General features: G+C 72.1%; 16 protein-coding genes. 10 read left to right on the top strand and 6 right to left on the bottom strand.

Translation table 11 applies throughout. The features are described 5' to 3' along the window. Positions 1 to 110 precede the first annotated feature (110 nt). The 4 genes from ACFYYW_RS28870 (at position 111) to ACFYYW_RS28855 (ending at position 3,950) form a co-directional block, all read left to right on the top strand. Positions 111 to 1,391: an MFS transporter gene (locus ACFYYW_RS28870; protein ID WP_387653007.1), complete on the top strand. Its 1,281-nt coding sequence runs from the start codon at positions 111 to 113 to the stop codon at positions 1,389 to 1,391. Positions 1,392 to 1,400: 9 nt separating this feature from the next. Further along, entirely contained in the window at positions 1,401 to 3,023 is a 1,623-nt protein-coding gene (locus tag ACFYYW_RS28865) for a gamma-glutamyltransferase family protein (protein ID WP_387653005.1), read from the top strand. Between the two features lie 23 nt (positions 3,024 to 3,046). Continuing rightward, positions 3,047 to 3,589, top strand: coding sequence for a hemerythrin domain-containing protein (locus ACFYYW_RS28860; protein ID WP_387653003.1), 543 nt, complete (start codon positions 3,047 to 3,049; stop codon positions 3,587 to 3,589). A 64-nt stretch (positions 3,590 to 3,653) separates the two neighbouring features. Then, positions 3,654 to 3,950, top strand: a complete 297-nt coding sequence (locus ACFYYW_RS28855; RefSeq protein WP_352321564.1) for a DUF5709 domain-containing protein — start codon at positions 3,654 to 3,656, stop codon at positions 3,948 to 3,950. A gap of 109 nt (positions 3,951 to 4,059) precedes the next feature. Here the strand turns inward: ACFYYW_RS28855 and ACFYYW_RS28850 are convergent, their stop codons facing one another. The 3 genes from ACFYYW_RS28850 to ppgK form a co-directional block, all read right to left on the bottom strand. Next, positions 4,060 to 4,722 carry an HAD family hydrolase gene (locus ACFYYW_RS28850; RefSeq protein ID WP_387653000.1) on the bottom strand — a complete coding sequence of 221 codons (663 nt, stop codon included), beginning with the start codon at positions 4,720 to 4,722 and terminating at the stop codon, positions 4,060 to 4,062. A 35-nt stretch (positions 4,723 to 4,757) separates the two neighbouring features. After that, complete coding sequence (gene hrpA / locus ACFYYW_RS28845; RefSeq protein WP_387652998.1) at positions 4,758 to 8,630, bottom strand: ATP-dependent RNA helicase HrpA; 3,873 nt, start codon at positions 8,628 to 8,630, stop codon at positions 4,758 to 4,760. Between the two features lie 141 nt (positions 8,631 to 8,771). Then, positions 8,772 to 9,503, bottom strand: a complete 732-nt coding sequence (gene ppgK, locus ACFYYW_RS28840) for a polyphosphate--glucose phosphotransferase (protein WP_387652996.1) — start codon at positions 9,501 to 9,503, stop codon at positions 8,772 to 8,774. 119 nt (positions 9,504 to 9,622) lie between these two features. Between ppgK and ACFYYW_RS28835 the strand changes: the two genes are divergently transcribed. Continuing rightward, positions 9,623 to 10,762, top strand: a complete 1,140-nt coding sequence (locus ACFYYW_RS28835) for a TIGR03118 family protein (protein ID WP_387652994.1) — start codon at positions 9,623 to 9,625, stop codon at positions 10,760 to 10,762. 249 nt (positions 10,763 to 11,011) lie between these two features. After that, positions 11,012 to 11,371, top strand: a complete 360-nt coding sequence (locus tag ACFYYW_RS28830) for a hypothetical protein (protein ID WP_364389890.1) — start codon at positions 11,012 to 11,014, stop codon at positions 11,369 to 11,371. 55 nt (positions 11,372 to 11,426) lie between these two features. Here the strand turns inward: ACFYYW_RS28830 and ACFYYW_RS28825 are convergent, their stop codons facing one another. Then, on the bottom strand, positions 11,427 to 12,008 hold the full coding sequence (locus ACFYYW_RS28825; protein WP_387652991.1) for an HAD family hydrolase: 582 nt from the start codon (positions 12,006 to 12,008) through the stop codon (positions 11,427 to 11,429). Between the two features lie 129 nt (positions 12,009 to 12,137). On the opposite strand from ACFYYW_RS28825, the gene ACFYYW_RS28820 reads away from it, so the two are divergent. Genes ACFYYW_RS28820 through ACFYYW_RS28805 form a run of 4 tightly spaced genes read left to right on the top strand, consistent with a single transcriptional unit; the run spans position 12,138 to position 16,588 of the window. Then, entirely contained in the window at positions 12,138 to 12,956 is an 819-nt protein-coding gene (locus ACFYYW_RS28820; RefSeq protein ID WP_352328337.1) for a DUF4253 domain-containing protein, read from the top strand. 53 nt (positions 12,957 to 13,009) lie between these two features. After that, a complete protein-coding gene (locus tag ACFYYW_RS28815) occupies positions 13,010 to 14,527 on the top strand; it encodes a hypothetical protein (RefSeq protein WP_387652989.1) in 1,518 nt (505 codons plus the stop codon). After that, a complete protein-coding gene (locus tag ACFYYW_RS28810) occupies positions 14,524 to 14,943 on the top strand; it encodes a hypothetical protein (protein ID WP_387652987.1) in 420 nt (139 codons plus the stop codon). Before ACFYYW_RS28815 ends, ACFYYW_RS28810 begins: the two co-directional genes overlap by 4 nt. A gap of 37 nt (positions 14,944 to 14,980) precedes the next feature. Beyond that, positions 14,981 to 16,588: an MFS transporter gene (locus ACFYYW_RS28805; RefSeq protein WP_387652985.1), complete on the top strand. Its 1,608-nt coding sequence runs from the start codon at positions 14,981 to 14,983 to the stop codon at positions 16,586 to 16,588. 101 nt (positions 16,589 to 16,689) lie between these two features. On the opposite strand, the gene ACFYYW_RS28800 is transcribed toward ACFYYW_RS28805, so the two are convergent. Further along, a complete protein-coding gene (locus tag ACFYYW_RS28800) occupies positions 16,690 to 17,517 on the bottom strand; it encodes an SAM-dependent methyltransferase (protein ID WP_387652983.1) in 828 nt (275 codons plus the stop codon). 189 nt (positions 17,518 to 17,706) lie between these two features. Beyond that, on the bottom strand, positions 17,707 to 18,963 hold the full coding sequence (locus tag ACFYYW_RS28795) for a Scr1 family TA system antitoxin-like transcriptional regulator (protein ID WP_387652981.1): 1,257 nt from the start codon (positions 18,961 to 18,963) through the stop codon (positions 17,707 to 17,709). Between the last annotated feature and the right edge of the window lie 119 nt (positions 18,964 to 19,082).

The raw sequence follows: 19,082 nt of genomic DNA, 5'->3' as shown, positions 1-19,082 counted from the left end.
CTAAACCTATTTTAACCGTGTCTTACCTCACATTTCGGGCAAATCGGAATCGTCGCGATCGTGCCGCGCGTTGACTCCCGCGTTTCCCCGTACCGAGGCTAGGACCAGTCTTGCCACCGCGCTCCTCCACCTTCCGCGCCCTGCGCCACCACAACTACCGGCTCTGGGCGGGAGCCGACATCGTGTCCGTCACCGGCACCTGGATGCAGGTCCTGGGGGTGAACTGGCTGATCCTCACCATGACGGGGTCGGCCACCAGCGTGGGGCTCAGCCTGGTGATGCAGGCGCTGCCGACGTTGCTGCTGGGCATGTGGGGCGGGGCGCTGGCCGACCGGCTGCCCACCCGGCCCGTCGTCGTCGCCGCGCAGCTCGCGCAGGCCGCGCTGGCCGCCGTCCTGGCGCTGATCGCCTTCTCCGGCGGCGACTCCGTCGTGCCGATCTACGCGGTGGCGCTGGCGGGCGGCGTGGTCTCCGCGCTCGGCGGGCCCGCGCTCGGACGGTTCGGGGCCGAGGTGGTGCCGCCGGCCGACCTGCCCAACGCCATGGCGCTCGGCTCGATCCTCAACTCCGGCGGACGCATCCTCGGCATGAGCCTGGCCGGCGTGCTGCTGCCGTTGACCGGCAACGGCGGGCTCTTCCTGCTCAACGCGGCCACCTTCTTCGTCGTGATCGCGGCCGTCGCGCTCATGCGGCGCGCGGAGTTCCACCGGCTCGCCGGCTCCGAGCGGCAGCCCGGCGCGGTCGCGGCCGGCCTGCGGTACGTGCTGCGCACCCCCTGGCTGCTCGTGATGCTGGCGCTCTCGCTCGTGCTGGGCAGCCTCGGCCGCAACTACCAGGTCACCATGGCCGCCATGAGCGCGGGCCCGCTGGCGGCCGGCGCCGCCGGGTACGGCCTGCTGTCCAGCGTGTTCGCCGCCGGCACGGTCGTGGGCGGCTTCCTGGCCGCCGCCCGGCCGCACCTGACGATCCGGCTGCTGCTGATCACCGCGTTCCTGACCGGGGTCGCGCAGACGCTGAGCGGCCTGATGCCCGCTCTGGGGACGTTCGCCACGATGATGCTGCCGATCGCGGCGGGCGCGGTGATCATCGACACCACGGTCTCGGCGCGGGCGCAGCTCGACAGCCCCGACGCGATGCGCGGGCGGGTCATCGCCGCGCTGGGCATGGTGAGCGCGGGCGCGGGCGCGATCGGCGGGCCGCTGCTCGGGTGGCTGAGCGACGCGTTCGGGCCGCGCCTGTCGCTGGGCATCGGCGGCGTGTCGTGCGTGGCCGCGACGCTGCTCGCGGCGCTCGTGCTGGCCCGCCTGTCCGGCCGGACCGTCCGTCAGGCGGCCTTCCGGCCGCGCCTGGAGCGCCGTCTGGAGCACCGTCTGGCCCCGGAACGGGCTTAGTCTCTTCACGTGCACAACACCAGATACGCCCCGAACGGCATGGTCTGCACCGTCGACCACCTGGCCTCGGCCGCCGGGGTGGGCGCGCTGGACCGCGGCGGTTCGGCGGCCGACGCGGCGATCGCGGCCAACGCCGTGCTCGCCGTGGTCGCGCCGCACATGTGCGGGCTCGGCGGAGACCTGTTCGCGCTCGTCCACGACGGCACTGCCACCGGCACAGTCGCCGACACAGTCGCCGACACAGTCGCCGACAAGGGCACCGGCACAGTTCCCGGCACAGTTCCCGGCACGGTCACCGCGCTCAACGCCTCCGGCCGCGCCGGGTCCGGCGCCGACCCCGCCCGGCTGCGCGCCGAGGGGCACACCCGCATGCCGCACCTGCACGACGTCAGGTCCGTGCCGGTGCCCGGCTGCGTCGACGGGTGGCTCGCCCTGCACGCCAGGCATGGCCGGCTGCCCATGGCCGAGCTGCTGCGGCCCGCGATCGCGCTGGCCCGCGACGGCTTCCCCGCCTCGCCGCTGCTGGTCCCGGGCGCCCGTACGGCGGCCGCGCGGCCGGGCGGCGGCGACTTCGCCTCCGTACGCCGGGCCGGCGATCGCGTCACCCGTCCCGGCGTGGCCCGCGCGCTCCAGGCGGTGGCCGACGGCGGCCGCGACGGCTTCTACCTCGGCGAGTTCGGGCAGGGCCTGATCGAGCTCGGCGCGGGCGAGTACACCGCCGCCGACCTGGCCGTCCCCGGCGCGGACTGGGTCGAGCCGCTGCGGGTGCGCGCCTTCGGCCACGACGTGTGGTCGATGCCGCCCAACTCCCAGGGCTACCTGCTGCTGATGTCCCTGGCCGTTCTCGACGGGCTCGACCTGCCCGGCTCGCCGCGCCATCCGGCCTGGGCCCACCTGCTGTCGGAGGCCGCCAGGGCCGCCGGGCACGACCGGCTGGACCTGCTGCACGAAGACGCCAAGGACCTGCTCGACCCCGGCGAGATCGCCCGCCGCCGGGCCCTGGTCGACCCGGTCAGGCGCAGCCGTCTGCGGGCGCCGTCCGCCGACGGTGACACGACGTACCTGTGCGCGGTCGACGGCGACGGGATGGGGGTGTCGCTGATCCAGTCGAACGCGTCGGGGTTCGGCGGCATGCTCTTCGAGCCGCGTACCGGGATCAACCTTCACAACCGCGGCATCGGTTTCTCACTGCGTCCCGGTCACCCGGCCGAGTACGGCCCCGGCCGCCGTCCGCCGCACACTCTGACCCCCGCGCTGATCACCCGTCCCGGCGGCGGGCTGCGCACGGTCGTGGGCACGATGGGCGGCGACGCCCAGCCACAGATCCTGGCCCAGGTCATCACCCGCCTGCTGCGCCACGGCGAGGAGCCCGGCCAGGCGCTCGCCGCACCGCGCTGGCGGCTGGGCGGCGGCAACGGCTTCGACACCTGGGACGCCCCCGACGACGCCGTGCTCGACCTGGAGGAGGGCACGACCTGGGCCGACGGCCTGACCGTGCTCGGCCACCCGGTGCGCACGCTGCCGTACGGCGGCTCCTTCGGCCACGCCCACCTCATCGACGTGCGCCCCGACGGCATGCTGGCCGGCGCCGCCGACCCCCGCTCCCTGGTGGGCGCCGCGATTGGACGGTGACCGGGCGGGTAGCGGGTGCCGCCATGGCAACGGACGTCATCACTCTGATCACCCATGACCACCGGACCGTCGAGTCCCTCTTCGAGCGGCTCAAGAAGGGGGCGGGCGACCCGTCGGCCGCCGTGGCCGAGCTGCGCGCCCTGCTGACCGCGCACGCCCGCGCCGAGGAGGACCGCGTCTACCCCGGCCTGGACGCCCACCACGGCGTCGAGGAGCACAAGGAGGCCGAGGTGCTGCTCGACGCGCTCGTCCGCGCGCAGCCGGGCACCCCCGAGTTCGCCGAGACGCTCGACCAGCTCGTCGAGTCCGTCAGCCACCACGTGCAGGAGGAGGAGACGACTCTCCTGCCCGCCCTGGCCAGGACGGCGAGCGAGGCCGAGCTGCGCGAGCTGGGCAAGGCGTTCCTGCAGCGCCGGGAGGAGGAGCTGCGGGCCCTGAAGGGCGGCGGCGCGGCCGAGCCCACGAAGGCGGAGCTGTACGAGCAGGCCAAGCAGGCCGACATCCCCGGACGGTCCCAGATGGACAAGGATGAGCTACAGGAGGCCCTAAGCCGGGCCAAGTCGTAGGATTCCGGTCCGTACGGTGGGTAGAGGGCGCAGTATGAGCGAACTACCTCCAGACCGATTCGGCATGGCCGACGAGCAGGACATCGAGGTCAGGGAGTGGACCGATGACCTCGGCCTGCATCACGAGGTCAAAGAGGACGACCCCCAGCACGAGGCCACGCTCGACGAGCGGCTGCGCCAGGAGTTGCCCGACCGCCCGCGCCGCGCCCCGCGCGAGGAGCACCGCCTGACCGAGCCCGACGAGGGCGCCCACCCCGACACCGAGGACGAGGCCATCGGCGTGGACTGGGACGCGGACCGGGAGGACCTGTCGGCCGAGGAGCGCGCCCTGCGCATCGACCCCGACGAGGACCTCACCTGACCCGCAGAAGCCGCGCGCGGCTCACCTGACCCGCAGAAGCCCACGCGCGGCTCACCTGGCCCGCACGGGCACAGCGCGGCTCACCTGATCCGGATCATCTCCGCGGGCCTCAGGTGAGCCGGCGCAGGGCGGGCAGCAGGGCGTGCAGGTCGTCGACGATCATGTCGGCGGCCTTCGCCTGCGGGCGCTCGGCGTGCAGGAAACCCCAGGGGCCGCGGCGCAGCAACGCCGTGCGCATGCCCGCACGGGCGGCGGGCAGCACGTCGTTGTCGAGCCGGTCGCCGACGTAGAGGATCTCCCCCGGCTCGCGACCGGCCACCGAGGCCACCTTGGCGAAGAACTCGGGGGCGGGCTTGGACAACCCCCAGCCCTCGGAGGTGTGCACCGAGTCGACCGGCAGGTCCATCGCCACCAGGGCGTCGAAGGCCCGGCTGGGCTGGTTGCCGGCGATGATCACCTGGAACCCGGCCGCGCGCAGCGCCGCCAGGGCCTCCCGCACGTCGGGGTAGAGGTCGTCGCCGTCGAAGTGGTTGCGCAGCCCGGCCGGGTCGTCGCGCTCCCAGGCGGCCATCTCCGCCTCCACGTCGAGACCGGGCCGGACGAGCTGGAAGGCCTCCCGGTGGGAACGGTCGAGCGCCGCCATGCCGCCGAGCACGCCCATGAGCACGAACCTGCTCACCCCCAGCCGGTCGGCCCAGCGCGACCAGATGCGCGTCTCGTCGATCAGCGTCTCGCCGACGTCGAGCACGACGGCCTTGACGGCCTTGACCATCACTCCCCCTGTACGTCCGTGTGCCGCCCCGAGGTTCAGGGCCGCAGCTTCTCCATCGCCTTGGCGATGCGCTTCTCCGACACCGGCGTGGGGGTGCCGAGGGTCTGGGCGAAGAAGCTGACCCGCAGCTCCTCGATCAACCAGCGGATCTCCGTCACGTCGGGGTCGCCCCGGCGGGCCGGGTGCAGGCTCGCCAGCAGGTCGTGGTAATCGTCCTCGATCTTGTGCACGCGGTCCATCCACTCCTCGTCCCGCCAGGGCTCCTCCGGGAGCTTGGTGAGACGCCGCTCGATGGCCCGCAGGTAACGCAGGACGTCGGGCAGGCGGCGGCTGCCGGTGGCGGTGACGAAGCCCTTGAAGACCAGCTTGCCGAGCTGCTCGCGCACGTCGTCGGTGGAGGCGCTCGAGCGCAGGCCGTCGAGGCGGGTGCCGATGGCGTGCCAGACGCTCAGGATCTGCTCGACCTTGGCCAGCACGTCGGCCGCCGTGTCGTGCAGCTCGGCCCGGACGTGCTGGTGGAGGCGGTCGAAGCCGACCGGGTCCCAGGCGGGGCCGCCGAGGTCGAGCATCAGCTTGTCGACGGCCGCGTTGACGACGTCGTCGAACAGCGCGACGGCGCCGCCGTGGGGGCTGCGCGACAGCGCCAGCTTGGCCTGGTTGGACAGCCCGCCGAGCAGCGACCTGGCCGGGTTGGTGACGTTGAGCAGCAGCAACCGGCGGGTGCCGGGCCAGTGGGCGCGGCGCTGCTCGGCGGCCGTCTCGAAGATCTTGACGGAGACCGACTCGCCCGCGTCGACGAGCGCCGGGTAGCCCTTCATCCGGCCCTGCTCGAACACCTTGGGCAGGGTGCCGAAGCTCCAGGTGCGCAGGCCCGTGCGCTCCAGGTCGTCGCCGGCCTCCGACAGGGTCTTGCGCAGGCGCGGCGCGAGCCGGCGCTTGAGCGCGTCGAGGTCTTTGTCCTCGGCCACCGTGCGCTTGCGCTCGTCGATCACCCGATAGGTGATGCGCAGGTGGTCGGGCACCTGGTCGAGCTGCCAGGCCTCGCGCGGCACCCGGACGCCGGTGAGCCGCAGCAGCTCCCGCTCCACGGCCTCCAGCAGCGGCTCGCCGCCCTGCCTGACCCCGGCCAGCACCTGCCTGGCGTAGTTGGGGGCGGGCACGAAGTTGCGGCGCAGGTGTTTGGGCAGCGACCGGATCAGCGCGGTGATCAGGTCTTCGCGCAGGCCCGGGATCTGCCAGTCGAAGCCGTCGGAGTTGACCTGGTTGAGCACCTGCAACGGCACGTGGACGGTGACGCCGTCGGCGTTGGCGCCCGGCTCGAACTGGTAGGTCAGCTTCATCCGCTGACCGAGCTGCTTCCAGGTGTCGGGATAGTCGCGGGCGCTGATGTCGGCGCCCTCGTTGACCAGCATCTCCGGCGAGAACGTGAGCAGCTCCGGCTGCTCCTTCCCGGCCTTCTTCCACCAGGAGTCGAAGTGCCTGGCCGAGACGACGTCGGCCGGGACGCGCTGGTCGTAGAAGTCGTACAGGACCTCCTCGTCGACCAGGATGTCGCGGCGGCGGGCCCGGTTCTCCAGCTCCTCGACCTCTTCGAGCAGCCGCCGGTTGTCCTTGAGGAAGCGGTGGTGGGTGTCCCAGTCGCCCTCGACCAGGGCGTGCCGGATGAACAGCTCGCGCGACAGGTCGGGGTCGATGCGGCCGTAGTTGACCTTGCGGCCGACCACGAGCGGCACGCCGTACAGGGTGACCTTCTCCAGGGCGATCACCGCGCCCTGGTTCTTCTCCCAGTGGGGCTCGGAGTAGGTGCGCTTGACCAGGTGCTGGGCGAGCGGCTCGACCCAGTCGGGCTCGATCTTGGCGTTGACCCGGGCCCACAGCCGCGAGGTCTCGACCAGCTCGGCCGACATCACCCACTGCGGCTGCTTCTTGGCCAGGGCCGAGCCGGGGAAGATCGCGAAGCGGGCGTTGCGCGCGCCGATGTACTCCTGCATCGGCCGCCGCCCGTCGGCGGCGCGCTGCTTGTCCATGACGTCTTTGACGCCGATGTGCGACAGCAGCCCGACCAGCAGCGACACGTGCACCTGGTAGGGGTCGGCGGGCGCGCTGCCGGGCTGGGCACCGAGCGCCTGGCGGACCTGGCTGTAGATGTCCTGCCACTCGCGGACCCGCAGGTAGTTGAGGAACTCGGCCTTGCACAACCGCCGGAAGGCGCTGGAGGACAGCTCCTTCTGCTTGTCGCGCAGGTAGTTCCACAGGTTGAGGTAGGTCAGGAAGTCGGAGTCGGGGTCGGCGAAGCGCCGGTGCTTCTCGTCGGCCTGCTGCTGCTTGTCCGACGGCCGCTCGCGCGGGTCCTGGATGGACAGGGCGGCGGCGATCACCATGACCTCGCGCAGGCAGCCGTTCTTCTCGGCCTCCAGCACCATGCGGCCGAGACGCGGGTCGACCGGCAGGCTCGCCAGCTTGCGGCCGATTCCGGTGAGCTTGCCCTGGGCGTCGAACGCGCCGAGCTCGTGGAGCAGGTTGACGCCGTCCTTGACCTGCCTGCGGTCGGGCGGCTCGACGAACGGGAACGCCTCGATGTCGCCCAGCCCGATCGAGGTCATCTGCAGGATGACCGAGGCCAGGTTGGTGCGCAGGATCTCCGGGTCGGTGAACTCCGGCCGGGAGAGGAAGTCCTCCTCCTCGTAGAGCCGGATGCAGATGCCGTCGGAGGTGCGGCCCGAGCGGCCCTTGCGCTGGTTGGCGCTGGCCTGCGAGATGGGCTCGATGGGCAGGCGCTGCACCTTGGTGCGGTGGCTGTAGCGGGAGATGCGGGCGAAACCCGGATCGACCACGTATTTGATGCCGGGCACGGTCAGCGAGGTCTCGGCCACGTTGGTGGCCAGCACGATCCGGCGGCCGGTGTGACGCTGGAAGACGCGGTGCTGCTCGGCGGCGCTGAGCCGGGCGTAGAGCGGCAGGATCTCGGTGTTGCGGAAGTCGGCCTTGGACAGGGCGTCGGCGGCGTCGCGGATCTCCCGCTCGCCGGACAGGAAGACCAGGATGTCGCCGGGGCCCTCGGTGACCAGCTCGCGGCAGGCGTCGACGATGCCGCCGGTCTGGTCGTCGTCCTCCGCCAGCGGGCGGTAGCGGACCTCGACCGGGTAGGTGCGGCCGGAGACCTCGATGATCGGCGCGTCGCCGAAGTGGCGGGAGAAGCGCTCGGGGTCGATGGTGGCGCTGGTGATGACGACCTTGAGGTCGGGGCGCTGCGGGAGGAGCTGTTTGAGGTAGCCGAGGATGAAGTCGATGTTGAGGCTGCGCTCGTGGGCCTCGTCGATGATCAGGGTGTCGTACTGGTCGAGCATGCGGTCGTTCTGCAGCTCGGCCAGCAGGATGCCGTCGGTCATCAGCTTGACCAGCGTGCGGTCGCTCGCCTGGTCGGTGAAGCGCACCTTGTAGCCGACGACCTCGCCGAGCTCGGTGCCGAGCTCCTCGGCGACGCGCTCGGCGACGGTACGGGCGGCGATGCGGCGCGGCTGGGTGTGACCGATCAGCCCGCGCACGCCGCGCCCGAGCTCAAGGCAGATCTTGGGGATCTGGGTGGTCTTGCCGGAGCCCGTCTCGCCCGCGATGATCACCACCTGGTGGTCGCGGATGGCGGCCAGGATGTCGTCCTTGCGCTGGGAGACCGGCAGGTTCTCCGGGTAGCGGACCTGCGGCACGGCCTCGCGGCGGCGCGCCAGCCGCTGCTCGGCGCGCTCGACGTCGGCGAGGATCTCGGTGACGATCTTGTCCCGGGCGTCGCGGGAGCGCACCCGGCGCATGCCGTCGAGCCTGCGCCGCAGCCGCCGCTGGTCGCGCGGCATGAGCTCGGGCAGGCGGGACTGGAGGTCGGCGAGCGGAGAGGACAACGAAGGCGTTCCCATACTGCTTTCAGGATATTTGAGCCCCGTGGCCCCGGAGCCAACGGCCCATGGTGCCCGACGCGGCCCGCCTCCCGCATCCCAATATCGCGCCCGGCACCGCCGCCCGCGCTCCCGGCCGCGCCGGGACCGCGGCGGCGGCCCCTACCGCGCCGGCCCGGTGGTGGCGGCGTGGCGGGCGGCGCCGATGATGCCGGCCTCGTTCTGCAGGGCGGCGGGGACCACGGGGGTGTCGAGGGTGACGTGCGGCAGGAACTTGTCGGCCTTCTTGCTCACGCCCCCGCCGATCACGATCAGGCCCGGCGAGAACAACATCTCCACGTGCCTGAGATACTCCTCGACCCGCTCGGCCCACTTCTCCCAGCTCAGGTCGTGCTCCTCGCGGGCCCGCGCCGACGCGCGATCCTCGGCGTCCTTGCCGCGCAGCTCCAGGTGGCCGAGCTCGGTGTTGCAGACCAGCGTGCCGTCGGCGAACAGGGCGCTGCCGATGCCCGTGCCGAAGGTCAGGATCAGCACCGTGCCCTTCTGGTCGCGGCCCCTGCCGAAGGTCATCTCGGCGATGCCGGCGGCGTCGGCGTCGTTGAGCACCGTCGCGCCGCCGAAGAGCGCGGCGGCGTCGACGCCGATCCACGAGTGGTGGACGTTGGCCGCCGTCTGCACGACCCCGTCGACGACGACGCCGGGGAAGGTGACGCCGACCGGGCCGTCCCAGTCGAAATGCTTGACGATCTCGCCCACCACCTCGGCAACCCCCTCGGGCTTGGCCGGCTGGGGCGTGGCGATGCGCAACCGCTCCTGGACGAGCTCTCCGGCCTCGGTGTCGACCGGGGCGCCCTTGATTCCCGAACCGCCGATGTCGATGCCCAACACGTTCATGACTCTCCTTCTCCCCCGCCCTGGACGGGAAAACTCGCCCGCCGATATTTCCGGCCCGGCTGAACCCGCTGCGCGCCCACCGCGTATCTCGCGTCACAAGCGCTCACTAGGAGGCACGGATGCGGCTCCGCATCATCACGCTCTGCGCTGTCGCCGTCGTGGCGGGGACGACCCTCACCGCCCCCGCGCAGGCGACCACCAGGACCCGTTTCGACGTCATCAACCTTGTGTCGGACGTCAAGGGCAAGGCCCCGGTCACCGACCCCAAGGTCGTCAACCCGTGGGGCCTGGCCATGGGCAAGACCTTGTGGGTCTCCAACGCCGGCACCGGCACCGCCACCGTCTACTCCGGCACGGGCCGCAAGGAGAAGACAGAGGTGTGGATCCCCGGCGGCTCCCCGACCGGCCAGGTGTTCAACCCGGGTGACGGCTTCACCGTGAAGGGGAAGCCGGCCACGTTCATCTTCAGCAGCCCGAGCGGCGCCATCACCGGCTGGAACGCCGAGGCCGACCCGGCCAACGCCGTGATCGCCGCGTTCACCCGCGGCGCCGACTACAAGGGCCTGGAGCTCGTACGCACCGGCGAGGGCGAGTTCCTGCTGGCCGCCGACTTCGCCCACGGCCGGGTGCACGCCTTCGACGAGAACTTCCGGCGCATCCGCCTGGCCGGCTGGCAGTTCCAGGACTCGCGGGTGCCGCGCGGCTACAACGCCTACAACGTGGCCGTGGTCAACGGCAGCGTGTGGGTGGCGTACGCGCTGCGCGACCGTACCACCGGCAAGCCCGTCTTCGGCGCCGGCAAGGGCTTCGTGAGCCGCTTCGACGCCGACGGCCGCCTGACCGGCCGCATCTCCAGGGTCGGGCTCGACGCCCCCTGGGCCATGACCGCCGCGCCGCGCGGCTGGGGCCAGTACGCGGGCGCCCTGCTGGTCGGCAACTTCGGCGACGGCACCGTGCACGCCTACAAGGGCGACCGGCACCTGGGCGCGATCACCACGTCCGGCGGCCGGCCCGTCAAGCTGCCCGGCCTGTGGGACCTCGAACCCGGCACCGCGGCCACCGGCGGCGTGAACACGCTGTGGTTCTCGGCCGGCATCGAGGGCGCCAAGCACGGCCTGATCGGCGTGATCGCCCCCGCCGGCACGAAGCCGACCTCCACGGCCGCCGCCCCCGCGAGCACGCCGGCCCCCACCCGCTCCGCCGCCCCCTCCGCCGCCCCCAAGACGAAGTCGCCCTACGGCGGCGGTGGCGGCTACTGACCGGCGCCACGACCGGGCCCATGGGGCCTGCTCGACGTTTCCGGCGCGGCCGGCGCGGGCCGCGCCGGAAACCCGGATTCCCGGAAAACCTGCGGAACACGTATGGACACGGAATGCGACGGAGCAGATACTCAACGTGTCAACACCCTCATCCCTGCTCTCACGTCGCCCCCTTAAGCACCGCATGAGCCGGCGTGTCGCGTGCTGCCCGGAAACCGTGCCTGTCAGGGAACAGGACAAGGAGAGACCATGCCCGTCAAGAAGTCTCTGTTCCTTTCCGTCATCGCCCTCGCCACCGCTGCCTGCGTCACGGCCACCGTCGTGGCCCTCCAGGCGTCCAGTCCCGTCTCGGCGGCCACCCGCGCCGCGCTGCCGCCGGGCTACCAGCTCGTCAGCCTGCCCAACGCCAACGTCCCGAACTTCCAGCGCCGCACCGTCTACTGCCCGGGCTCCAAGCACGTGCTCGGCGGCGGCGGCGAGGCCCGGGGCAACGGCGCGATCCTGGTGGGGTCGTTCCCCACCGACGACGCCCGCGGCTGGATCGCCCTCGGCCGCCAGATCGGCTACAACGACGTCGGCATCAGCGTGTTCGCCATCTGCGCCGACTGACCCGCCCGCCGGCCCCGCCCGTTCTCCCGCGGGCGGGGCCGGCGCACGTCCGGCCTCAGAGCTCGCCGAGGACGGCCGCCAGGTCGGCGACGCTGCGGTAGTGGACGCCCGTCATGCCGAGCGCCCTGGCGGCCTCCACGTTCGGCAGCCGGTCGTCGACGAACAGGCAGCGCGCGGGGTCGGCCCCGGCGCGCTCGGCGGCGATCTCGTAGATGCGCGGGTCGGGTTTGATCACGCCGACCCTGGCGCTGCTGACCAGGTCGTCGGCGAAGTAGGTGAGCCCGAGCCGGTCGAGGTGCTCCTCAACGGTGTCCGTGGCGTTGGTCACGATGACCACCGGCACGTGCTGCTGCGCCTTGGCCAGCAGCTCCCTGACCTCCTCGTCCACCCGGAACGGCACCGCCGCGAACTCGGCCACCGCCTGGCGGGCCCGCTCGTCGCCGCCGAGGGCGACCGCCACCGCCTCCAGCCATTCACGCTCGCTGATCCGGCCCAGGATGGCCGGCTCGATCAGCTCGGGAGCGAAGGCCGTGGCCATGAGCGGCAGGGCGTACCGGGCCTCGATCTCGGCCTGGGCGGTGTGGTCGAAGAGGCGGAACACGCCATCAAGATCGGTGAGAACCGCGTCAAAGGGCATCACAGCCATCATTGTGCCGTGAAGTACCGCATCCGCTGGTCCACGAAGGTTTCTCGTGCCGCCAAAGCCCCGGGGCGACCGGCGGCACTACCATCTCCGAGACGGGATTCGGTATCGGAACGGTAGGGCATGGACGATCACCAGCTGCCACCTGAGTTGTGCCAGCTGTTCGCCGACGGCGGCAGGGGGCGCAGACTGCCCCCGGGCCTGCCCGCGGGCGACGTGGTCTGGCCCGACCCCGCCTACACCCGGCAGGCCGTGGCGGCCCGGCCGGCGTTCTGGATGAGCGACGAGCCCGCCGCCGGCGAGGACTGGTCGTTCATGCGGGTCTGGCACGCCCACAGCGGCCTGTGGCCGGTCCTGCTCGACGAGTCGGCCCAGCCGTGGGCGATCGGGCAGATCGTGCCCGACGACCCGATGCTGATCGGCCACTTCACCGCCGAGGGGTTCATGACCGAGGTGTGGCAGGAGTGGGTCGCGCAGATGCCGCGCGATGCGCTGGCGGAGTTAGAGCCGTACGGGGCGCTCTGCCCGGGGCTGGCGCCGCCGGGGGTGCCCCGCGCCGACCCCGGCGACGTGGCCGACTGGCTGGCCCGCGAGCTGGCGCCCAAGGGCATGCCGCTCGGGCTGGTCGCGGCGGGCCGGGGGGCCGACGCGCTGGCGGTCATGGGGTGGCAGGGCGCGCTGCACCACAACGAGTGGATGGTGCCGCTGGCGGCCGTGGTGCGCAGCTGGGAGGACCGGTTCGGGGCCCGCGTGGTGAGCGTCGGCTTCAACACGCTCGACCTCAGCGTGGCCGCGCCGCCGGCCGACCCCGAGCACGCCCTCCACGTCGCCGCCGAGCACTGGGCGTTCTGTCCCGACAACGTCGTGCAGGGGCCGGGCGACCTCCAGGGGTACGCCGAGCAGATCATCGGGCGACACGCCTGGTCGTTCTGGTGGGACTGAATCCCCGGCTTTTACGCTACTTTTAACCGCGACAGGGAGGGCTCGGTCACAGCATGTCACGGGGAGACCTGACTCCGGAGCTACTGCATTCCTCGTCCTGGACGGACTGGCTGGTGCAGTCGGCCGGCATCCCCGTCCACGACGTGCCGCTGGTGTCGGTGGGCGGCGGTCTCGGCTCGTTCACGCTGGTCGACGTGCTGCGCATCAGAGGCGTGCCGATCCCGGCCATGCGGGTGCTCTCCACCAGCGACACCCCCTGGCAGACGTGGGAGTACCTGACCCGCGTCTCGCAGCTGCCCGCGCACGAGCGCATCCGGTCCGACGCGGGGGCGCGTCCCGACAACATCTGGGGCTTCCCCTCCTACGCGGTGCAGGAGGCCTGGCAGGATGGCTCGCTCAAGCCGATCCTCCAGGTGCTCGCCGAGCCGCTGTTCACCGACTTCTACAGTCCGCGCGCCGGGCTGGTCACCCAGACCGTGCGGCGCGAGGCCGACCGCATCGGCTACTGGCACATGCTGGCCAAGGGCCAGGTGCGCATGGTCAGGAAGCGGATGGGGGGCGGCTACTTCACCGTGCTGACGCCGCCGCCGGGCACCTCGCCGACCAAGCGGGTGGTGCTGCGCTCCCAGTACGTGCACCTGGCCGTCGGCTACCCGGGGCTGAAGTTCCTCGACGACCTTCAGGAGTTCCGGCAGGCGCAGGGCGAGCGTTACCGGGTGGTCAACGCCTACGAGCCGCACGAGCATGTCTACGACCAGCTGCGCAAGCGGCCCGGGGTGGTGGTCGTGCGCGGCGCCGGGATCGTGGCCTCGCGGGTGCTCCAGCGCCTGATGGACGACCGCGAGCGGTACGGCCTGCACACCCAGATCGTCCACCTGTTCCGCACGTACGTGGCCGGCCCGCACGGCCCGAACGTGTTCATGCGGCGCAAGGGCGGCGACGGCTGGGCCTACCAGGCGTTCACGATGCCCAAGTCGGCCTTCGGCGGCCAGCTCAAGGCCCGCTTCAGGAAGGCCACGCCCGAGCAGCGCGCCCTGATCTCCAAGACGGTGGCCGGCACCACCACCCCGAAGCTGGCCCGCTGGCAGGAGCAGATGCGCAGGGGCCGGCAGGGCAACTGGTACCACCCCACGCAGGCCGTCGTCGACCGCATCGAACGCGCCCCCGACGGCCGCCTGGTCACCCACACCCGCAGCGTGAACGCCGCCGCCATGCAGTACGTGTCCGACTTCATCATCGACTGCACCGGCCTGGAGGCCGACATGCCGGAGCACCGCGTCCTCGACGACCTGCTGCGGCACGGCGGCGCCCGGCCCAACAAGGCCGGCCGGCTGAGCGTCGGCCAGAACTTCGAGGTGCTCGGCGCCGAGAGCGAGGGCGGCGTCCTGTACGCCTCCGGCGCCGCCACGGCCGGCAACCACTTCCTGGCCGTGGACAGCTTCCTCGGCATGCAGACCGCCGCGCTCGACATCGCCGCCGACCTGACCCGGCGCGGGTTCTGCAAGGGGCTCGGGCCGGTGCGGTCCACGGCCCAGTGGCTGCGGTGGGCGGGAAACAGGAGGCTCCCTTGATCCCGACGCTGGCCGGGCGGCTGCAGACCCGGCTGTTCACGCTGGCCACCGTGGGGGCGGCGCTGACCGCGCTGATCACCCTGGTGCTGCCGATGTCCTTCCGGGACGCCTTCCTCGTGCTGCTGGCCGTCGCCGTCGTGGGCGCCGGGTGGGAGCTGCTGTACCACCTGTTCATGCAGTTCCGCTGGGACAAGGACTGGCCGACGCTGTTCGGGCTGGTCACGGCCGTGCCCGAGGGGCTGCTGATGTGGGTGCTGCTGGACAACGGGCTCGTCCCCGGCGTCGCCGGCCCGGTCAGGGGGTGGGCGTTCGCGGTGATGTTCGCCTTCGTCTGGGTCGGCCAGTGGTTGTTCGTGAACGGGCCGATGCGGGTGTTGTTCGTCGAATGGCGGCTGCACGGCGGCCGCCTGATCTGATCACGGATCTGCTCACGGTTCTGCCTACGGAGGGGCGATGGGGGGCGTCGAGCTGGCTCGACCGCTGTACTTCTGGCTCGGTTTCCTGGCCACGGTGGCCGGGGTCGTGCTGCATCTGCCGATGTACCTGCACGGCGCCGACATGCACTACCGCCTGGCGGGCATGCCGATGGACCTGCCGATGACGATCGGCATGGCGCTGATCGTGGCGGGGCTGGCGGTCACCGCGTACGGGCTGATCCCGCCCGGCGCGCTGACGGCCAGACCGGCCGCCGAGGTACGCGTCCGCGCCCTGGACGACGCGCGCATGCGTCCGGCGCACATCGGGCTGATCGTGGTCATGTCGGTCGCGGTGATCATCGACGCCATGAAGCCGATCACGCTCGGCTTCGTCGCGCCCGGCATGGCCAAGGAGTACGGGCTGAAGTCCGCGCTCAACCCGGCCGGCGAGCTGCCCGTGGCGCTGCTGCCGCTGGCCGGGCTCACCGGGACGGTGCTCGGCTCGCTGCTGTGGGGCTGGATGGGCGACAAGATCGGGCGCAAGCCGTCGATCCTGTTCGCCGGGGTGTTGTTCATCGGCACCGCGATCTGCGGCGTCATGCCGGACTTCGAGTGGAACCTGGCCATGTGCGTGGCCATGGGGCTGGGCGCGGGCGGCATGTTGCCGATCACGTTCTCGCTGCTGGCCGAGACGATCCCGCCGCGGCACAAGGGCTGGGTGATGGTGCTCATCGGCGGCAACCTGGCGGTCGCCTACCTGGCGGCCAGCTGGTTGTCGGCGTCGCTGGCGCCGACGTTCTCCTGGCGGGTGCTGTGGCTGGTGGGGCTGCCGACCGGCGTGTTCCTCATCCTGCTCAACCGGTTCATCCCCGAGTCGCCGCGCTTCCTGCTCGCGCACGGCCGCGACGCCGAGGCCCGCGCGGTCCTGGCCAGGTACGGCGCGGCCGCCACCACCGAGGAGGCCGCCGCCGCCGTCGAGCGGGTGGAGGACGAGCACGCGGGCGGCTACTCGCGGCTGTTCCGCCCTCCGTTCACCGGGCTGACGGTGGCCGTCGTGGTGCTCGGGTTGAGCATCGGCCTGGTCACCTACGGCTTCCAGCTGTGGATCCCGTCCAACCTGCAGAAGCTGGGCCTGGACCAGCAGACGGCCGACCGGGCGCTGCGCGACTCGACGCTGCTGGGCCTGCCGCTGATCTTCATCTCGGCCGCCATGTACGGCCTGTGGAGCGCGAAGAAGACGATCGTCACGCTGTCGGCGCTGGTCGGGGTGGCGCTGGCGGTGCTGGCCTTCTCCGGCGAGACGCTGGCGCACGACCGTACCTGGCTGTACCTGCTGCTGGCCGGGCCGATCGTGGGGACGGCGACGATCGCCGCGGTGCTGGCCGCCTACAGCTCGGAGATCTACCCGACCCGGGTGCGCTCGCGCGGCTCCGGGCTGTCGGCGGGGATGGGCAAGGCCGGCGGCGTGGCGGTGACCGCCGTGCTCGTGGCGGGGGCGGCGGCGCCGTCGATCGGCACGACCGCGCTGCTCGGGGCGGTCCCGCTCATCCTGGCGGTGGTGGCGGTGCTGGCGTTCGGGGTCGAGCCGCCCAAGGGCGCGGCCGGTGAGCCGGCCACGCCCGCCGCCGCCTCGACAGGCGCCTGACGGACGGCCGGGCGTACACAGAGGCTCGCCGGGCGATCGGGGCGTTCACAGAATCGACGGACGGCCGGGCGTTCATAGAGGCTCGACGGGCGGCCGGGCGTTCACGGGAGGCGTGCCACGGCGCCGTACGTGCCCGACGAGCTCGGCCGGGCGGAGCAGGCGGCGCCGTGGTCGTCGGGCCGCCACTCCGGGACCCACACCAGCCCGGGATCGACCAGCACCAGCCCGTCGAGCAGCGCCGCCACCTCCTGCCTGCCGCGGATCGCGTGGCCGGGCAGCGTCATCGCCAGCAGGTCCCGGACCGCCGGCAGCAACTCGCCCGGCACGCCGTCGAAGGTGGTCTGCAGCAGCGACAGGTAACTGCCGTCGGACGCCGCCCGGCGGACCCGCTCGATCACGTAGTGGACGTGGTCGTCGTCGGCCAGGCTGTGGGTGGAGAGCAGCAGCACGGCCACGGGACGGTCCCAGTCGAGGAAGGCGCGCACCACCCGGTCGCCGAGGATCGCGTCGATCTCGCGCACGTCGCCCTCGACCACCCGGACCAGATCGGTGCCCGGCTCGATGGTGGCCCGCGCGCCGGCCAGCACCATCGGGTCGTTCTCCACGTAGACCACCCGGACGGGCACACCGCCGGGGCCGCCGTGGCCGCCGTGGCAGCCCGCGGCCACGTCGTGCAACCGGCCGCCCGGGGGCAGGCCGCTGGGCACGCCGCTGCCCACGACGACGAACTGGTCCACGCCTTCGGCCGCCAGATGCCGGACCACGCGCACCAGGAACTGCAGCACGGCCCGCGCGGCGGTGGTCGTCACGGACGCGGCCTGGTCATATCGGCGTACCAGGTCGCGGTCGGCCGAGAAGTTGTTCTTCCCGCCCGCGGCCGCGTCGAGCACCCGGGTGGTCATGGCTCGGGTCATCTCCAGCTTCGCCAAGTTTCGGATGGCACGCTGACGCATTGAGTGTTGCCCCTTTCCCCTCGCCCACTATCTCGGGAAAAGCCGGTCCTTTCGGACCCCACTCGATGACCCAGACCTTATGATCCTCGTTGCGCGCCGGAAGACAACAGGAAAAGCATGAATTCTGCGGAAATATGCCTTACCTGAATGGCCGCCGGCCGGAGATCATTTCCCTGTCGAGCGTGACAGGCGTTCGCGGTGGAGCTCCAGCACCTCGTACGTCTCCTCGCGGGTGGTGGTCGTCACCGACAACTTCGTGAACGCCTGGTGGTAGGTCTCGACCGCGGCGGCGTCGGTGATCAGCTCGTCGGCCTCGACGCCATGGGCGCAGGCGACGTCGGGCTCGAACGCCTCGGCGAAGCGCCACAGCGTGAACGGGCCGGTGCGGGGCACGTACGCCGGGTCGTCGATCGGCACGACGTGCAGCGAGACGTTGGGCCGCTTGGCGTGGTCGAGCAGCAGGTCGAGCTGGCGGAGCTGGGCGTGCGGGCCGACGATCGAGCGCAGCAGCACGGCCTCGTCGATCACCGCCCACAACACCGTGTCGCCGGCCCCGGCCAGCGCCTCCTGGCGGGCCATGACCAGCGCCAGGGCCTCCTCCACCGACGACTGCCCGAGCGTGGCCGGCCCGGCCACGGTGATCGCGGCCCGCGCGTAGTCCTCGGTCTGCAACATCGGCGGGACGAACTGGGGATGGTAGGTGCGGATCACCGTGGCCCGCTGCTCCAGCGCGTAGGCCGTGGCCAGCCAGACGGGCACCGACTGGGCGTCGTACCAGGCGGCCTCGCGCTCGCCCCTGGCCAGCGAGAGCACGTACTCGCGGACCGGCGGGGCGGTGACGCCGTAGAGGCCGAGCAGGCGCTCGACCGTGATCGGCGTGGGCGCGAGTCGGCCCTCCTCGATCGCGGGGATCGCGGCGGCGCCCTTGCCGAGCGAGCCCTCGACCTGCTCGACCGAGAGCCGCACGCCCATGCGCAGGCCGTGCAGCCGCTTGCCGAGCGCGCGGCGCTGTGAGTCGTTGAGCGGCGTGGCGGCCTCGGGGATCTCCGCGGCCGGCTCCGGCTCGCCCGGCAGCCCCTCGGCCCGGCGCGCCAGCTCGACCACGCCGCGCAGGACGGCCAGCGACCCCTCCGACAACCCGGAGGCCGACAGGCCGATCGCGGCCGCCCGCAGTTGCAGGTCTTCGACCGCGCCGGACTCGTAGTGCTCGTCGCCCACCAGCCAGCCCACGCTCACCTGGAGGCAGGCGGCCAGCGCCCGCAGCACCTGGAGGGTGGGGTTGGTCTGCTTGCCGGTGCGCAGCTGGCTGACGTAGGCGCGCGTGATGGGTATGCCCGCCTCGGTGAGGGCGGAGGCGACCTGGGCGCCCGTGAAGCCGCGCTTGGTCAGCGCGAGATCGAGCCGTTCGGCGAAGTTCGCCACGGCGCACCTCCTACCGCCCGTGAACTTTTCCCAGCCTAAGGTACGAGACCCCCACTGTCCCCTGCCACGCGAGCCAGCTCTGCCCGGCGGGTAGGTATCAACATATTCGCAAAGTGTGA

Origin of the sequence: Nonomuraea sp. NPDC001831 (genome assembly GCF_042892035.1) — a bacterium.
Taxonomy (GTDB): Bacteria; Actinomycetota; Actinomycetes; order Streptosporangiales; family Streptosporangiaceae; genus Nonomuraea.
This window is presented reverse-complemented; position numbering and strand designations above follow the sequence as displayed.

Bases quoted from the DNA above. Each gene is read 5' to 3' on its own strand.
- ACFYYW_RS28860 (WP_387653003.1), top strand. From the start codon at position 3,047: ATGGCAACGGACGTCATCACTCTGATCACCCATGACCACCGGACCGTC.
- ACFYYW_RS28855 (WP_352321564.1), top strand. From the start codon at position 3,654: ATGGCCGACGAGCAGGACATCGAGGTCAGGGAGTGGACCGATGACCTC.
- ACFYYW_RS28850 (WP_387653000.1), bottom strand. From the start codon at position 4,722: ATGGTCAAGGCCGTCAAGGCCGTCGTGCTCGACGTCGGCGAGACGCTG.
- hrpA (WP_387652998.1), bottom strand. From the start codon at position 8,630: ATGGGAACGCCTTCGTTGTCCTCTCCGCTCGCCGACCTCCAGTCCCGC.
- ppgK (WP_387652996.1), bottom strand. From the start codon at position 9,503: ATGAACGTGTTGGGCATCGACATCGGCGGTTCGGGAATCAAGGGCGCC.
- ACFYYW_RS28835 (WP_387652994.1), top strand. From the start codon at position 9,623: ATGCGGCTCCGCATCATCACGCTCTGCGCTGTCGCCGTCGTGGCGGGG.
- ACFYYW_RS28830 (WP_364389890.1), top strand. From the start codon at position 11,012: ATGCCCGTCAAGAAGTCTCTGTTCCTTTCCGTCATCGCCCTCGCCACC.
- ACFYYW_RS28825 (WP_387652991.1), bottom strand. From the start codon at position 12,008: ATGCCCTTTGACGCGGTTCTCACCGATCTTGATGGCGTGTTCCGCCTC.
- ACFYYW_RS28820 (WP_352328337.1), top strand. From the start codon at position 12,138: ATGGACGATCACCAGCTGCCACCTGAGTTGTGCCAGCTGTTCGCCGAC.
- ACFYYW_RS28815 (WP_387652989.1), top strand. From the start codon at position 13,010: ATGTCACGGGGAGACCTGACTCCGGAGCTACTGCATTCCTCGTCCTGG.
- ACFYYW_RS28805 (WP_387652985.1), top strand. From the start codon at position 14,981: ATGGGGGGCGTCGAGCTGGCTCGACCGCTGTACTTCTGGCTCGGTTTC.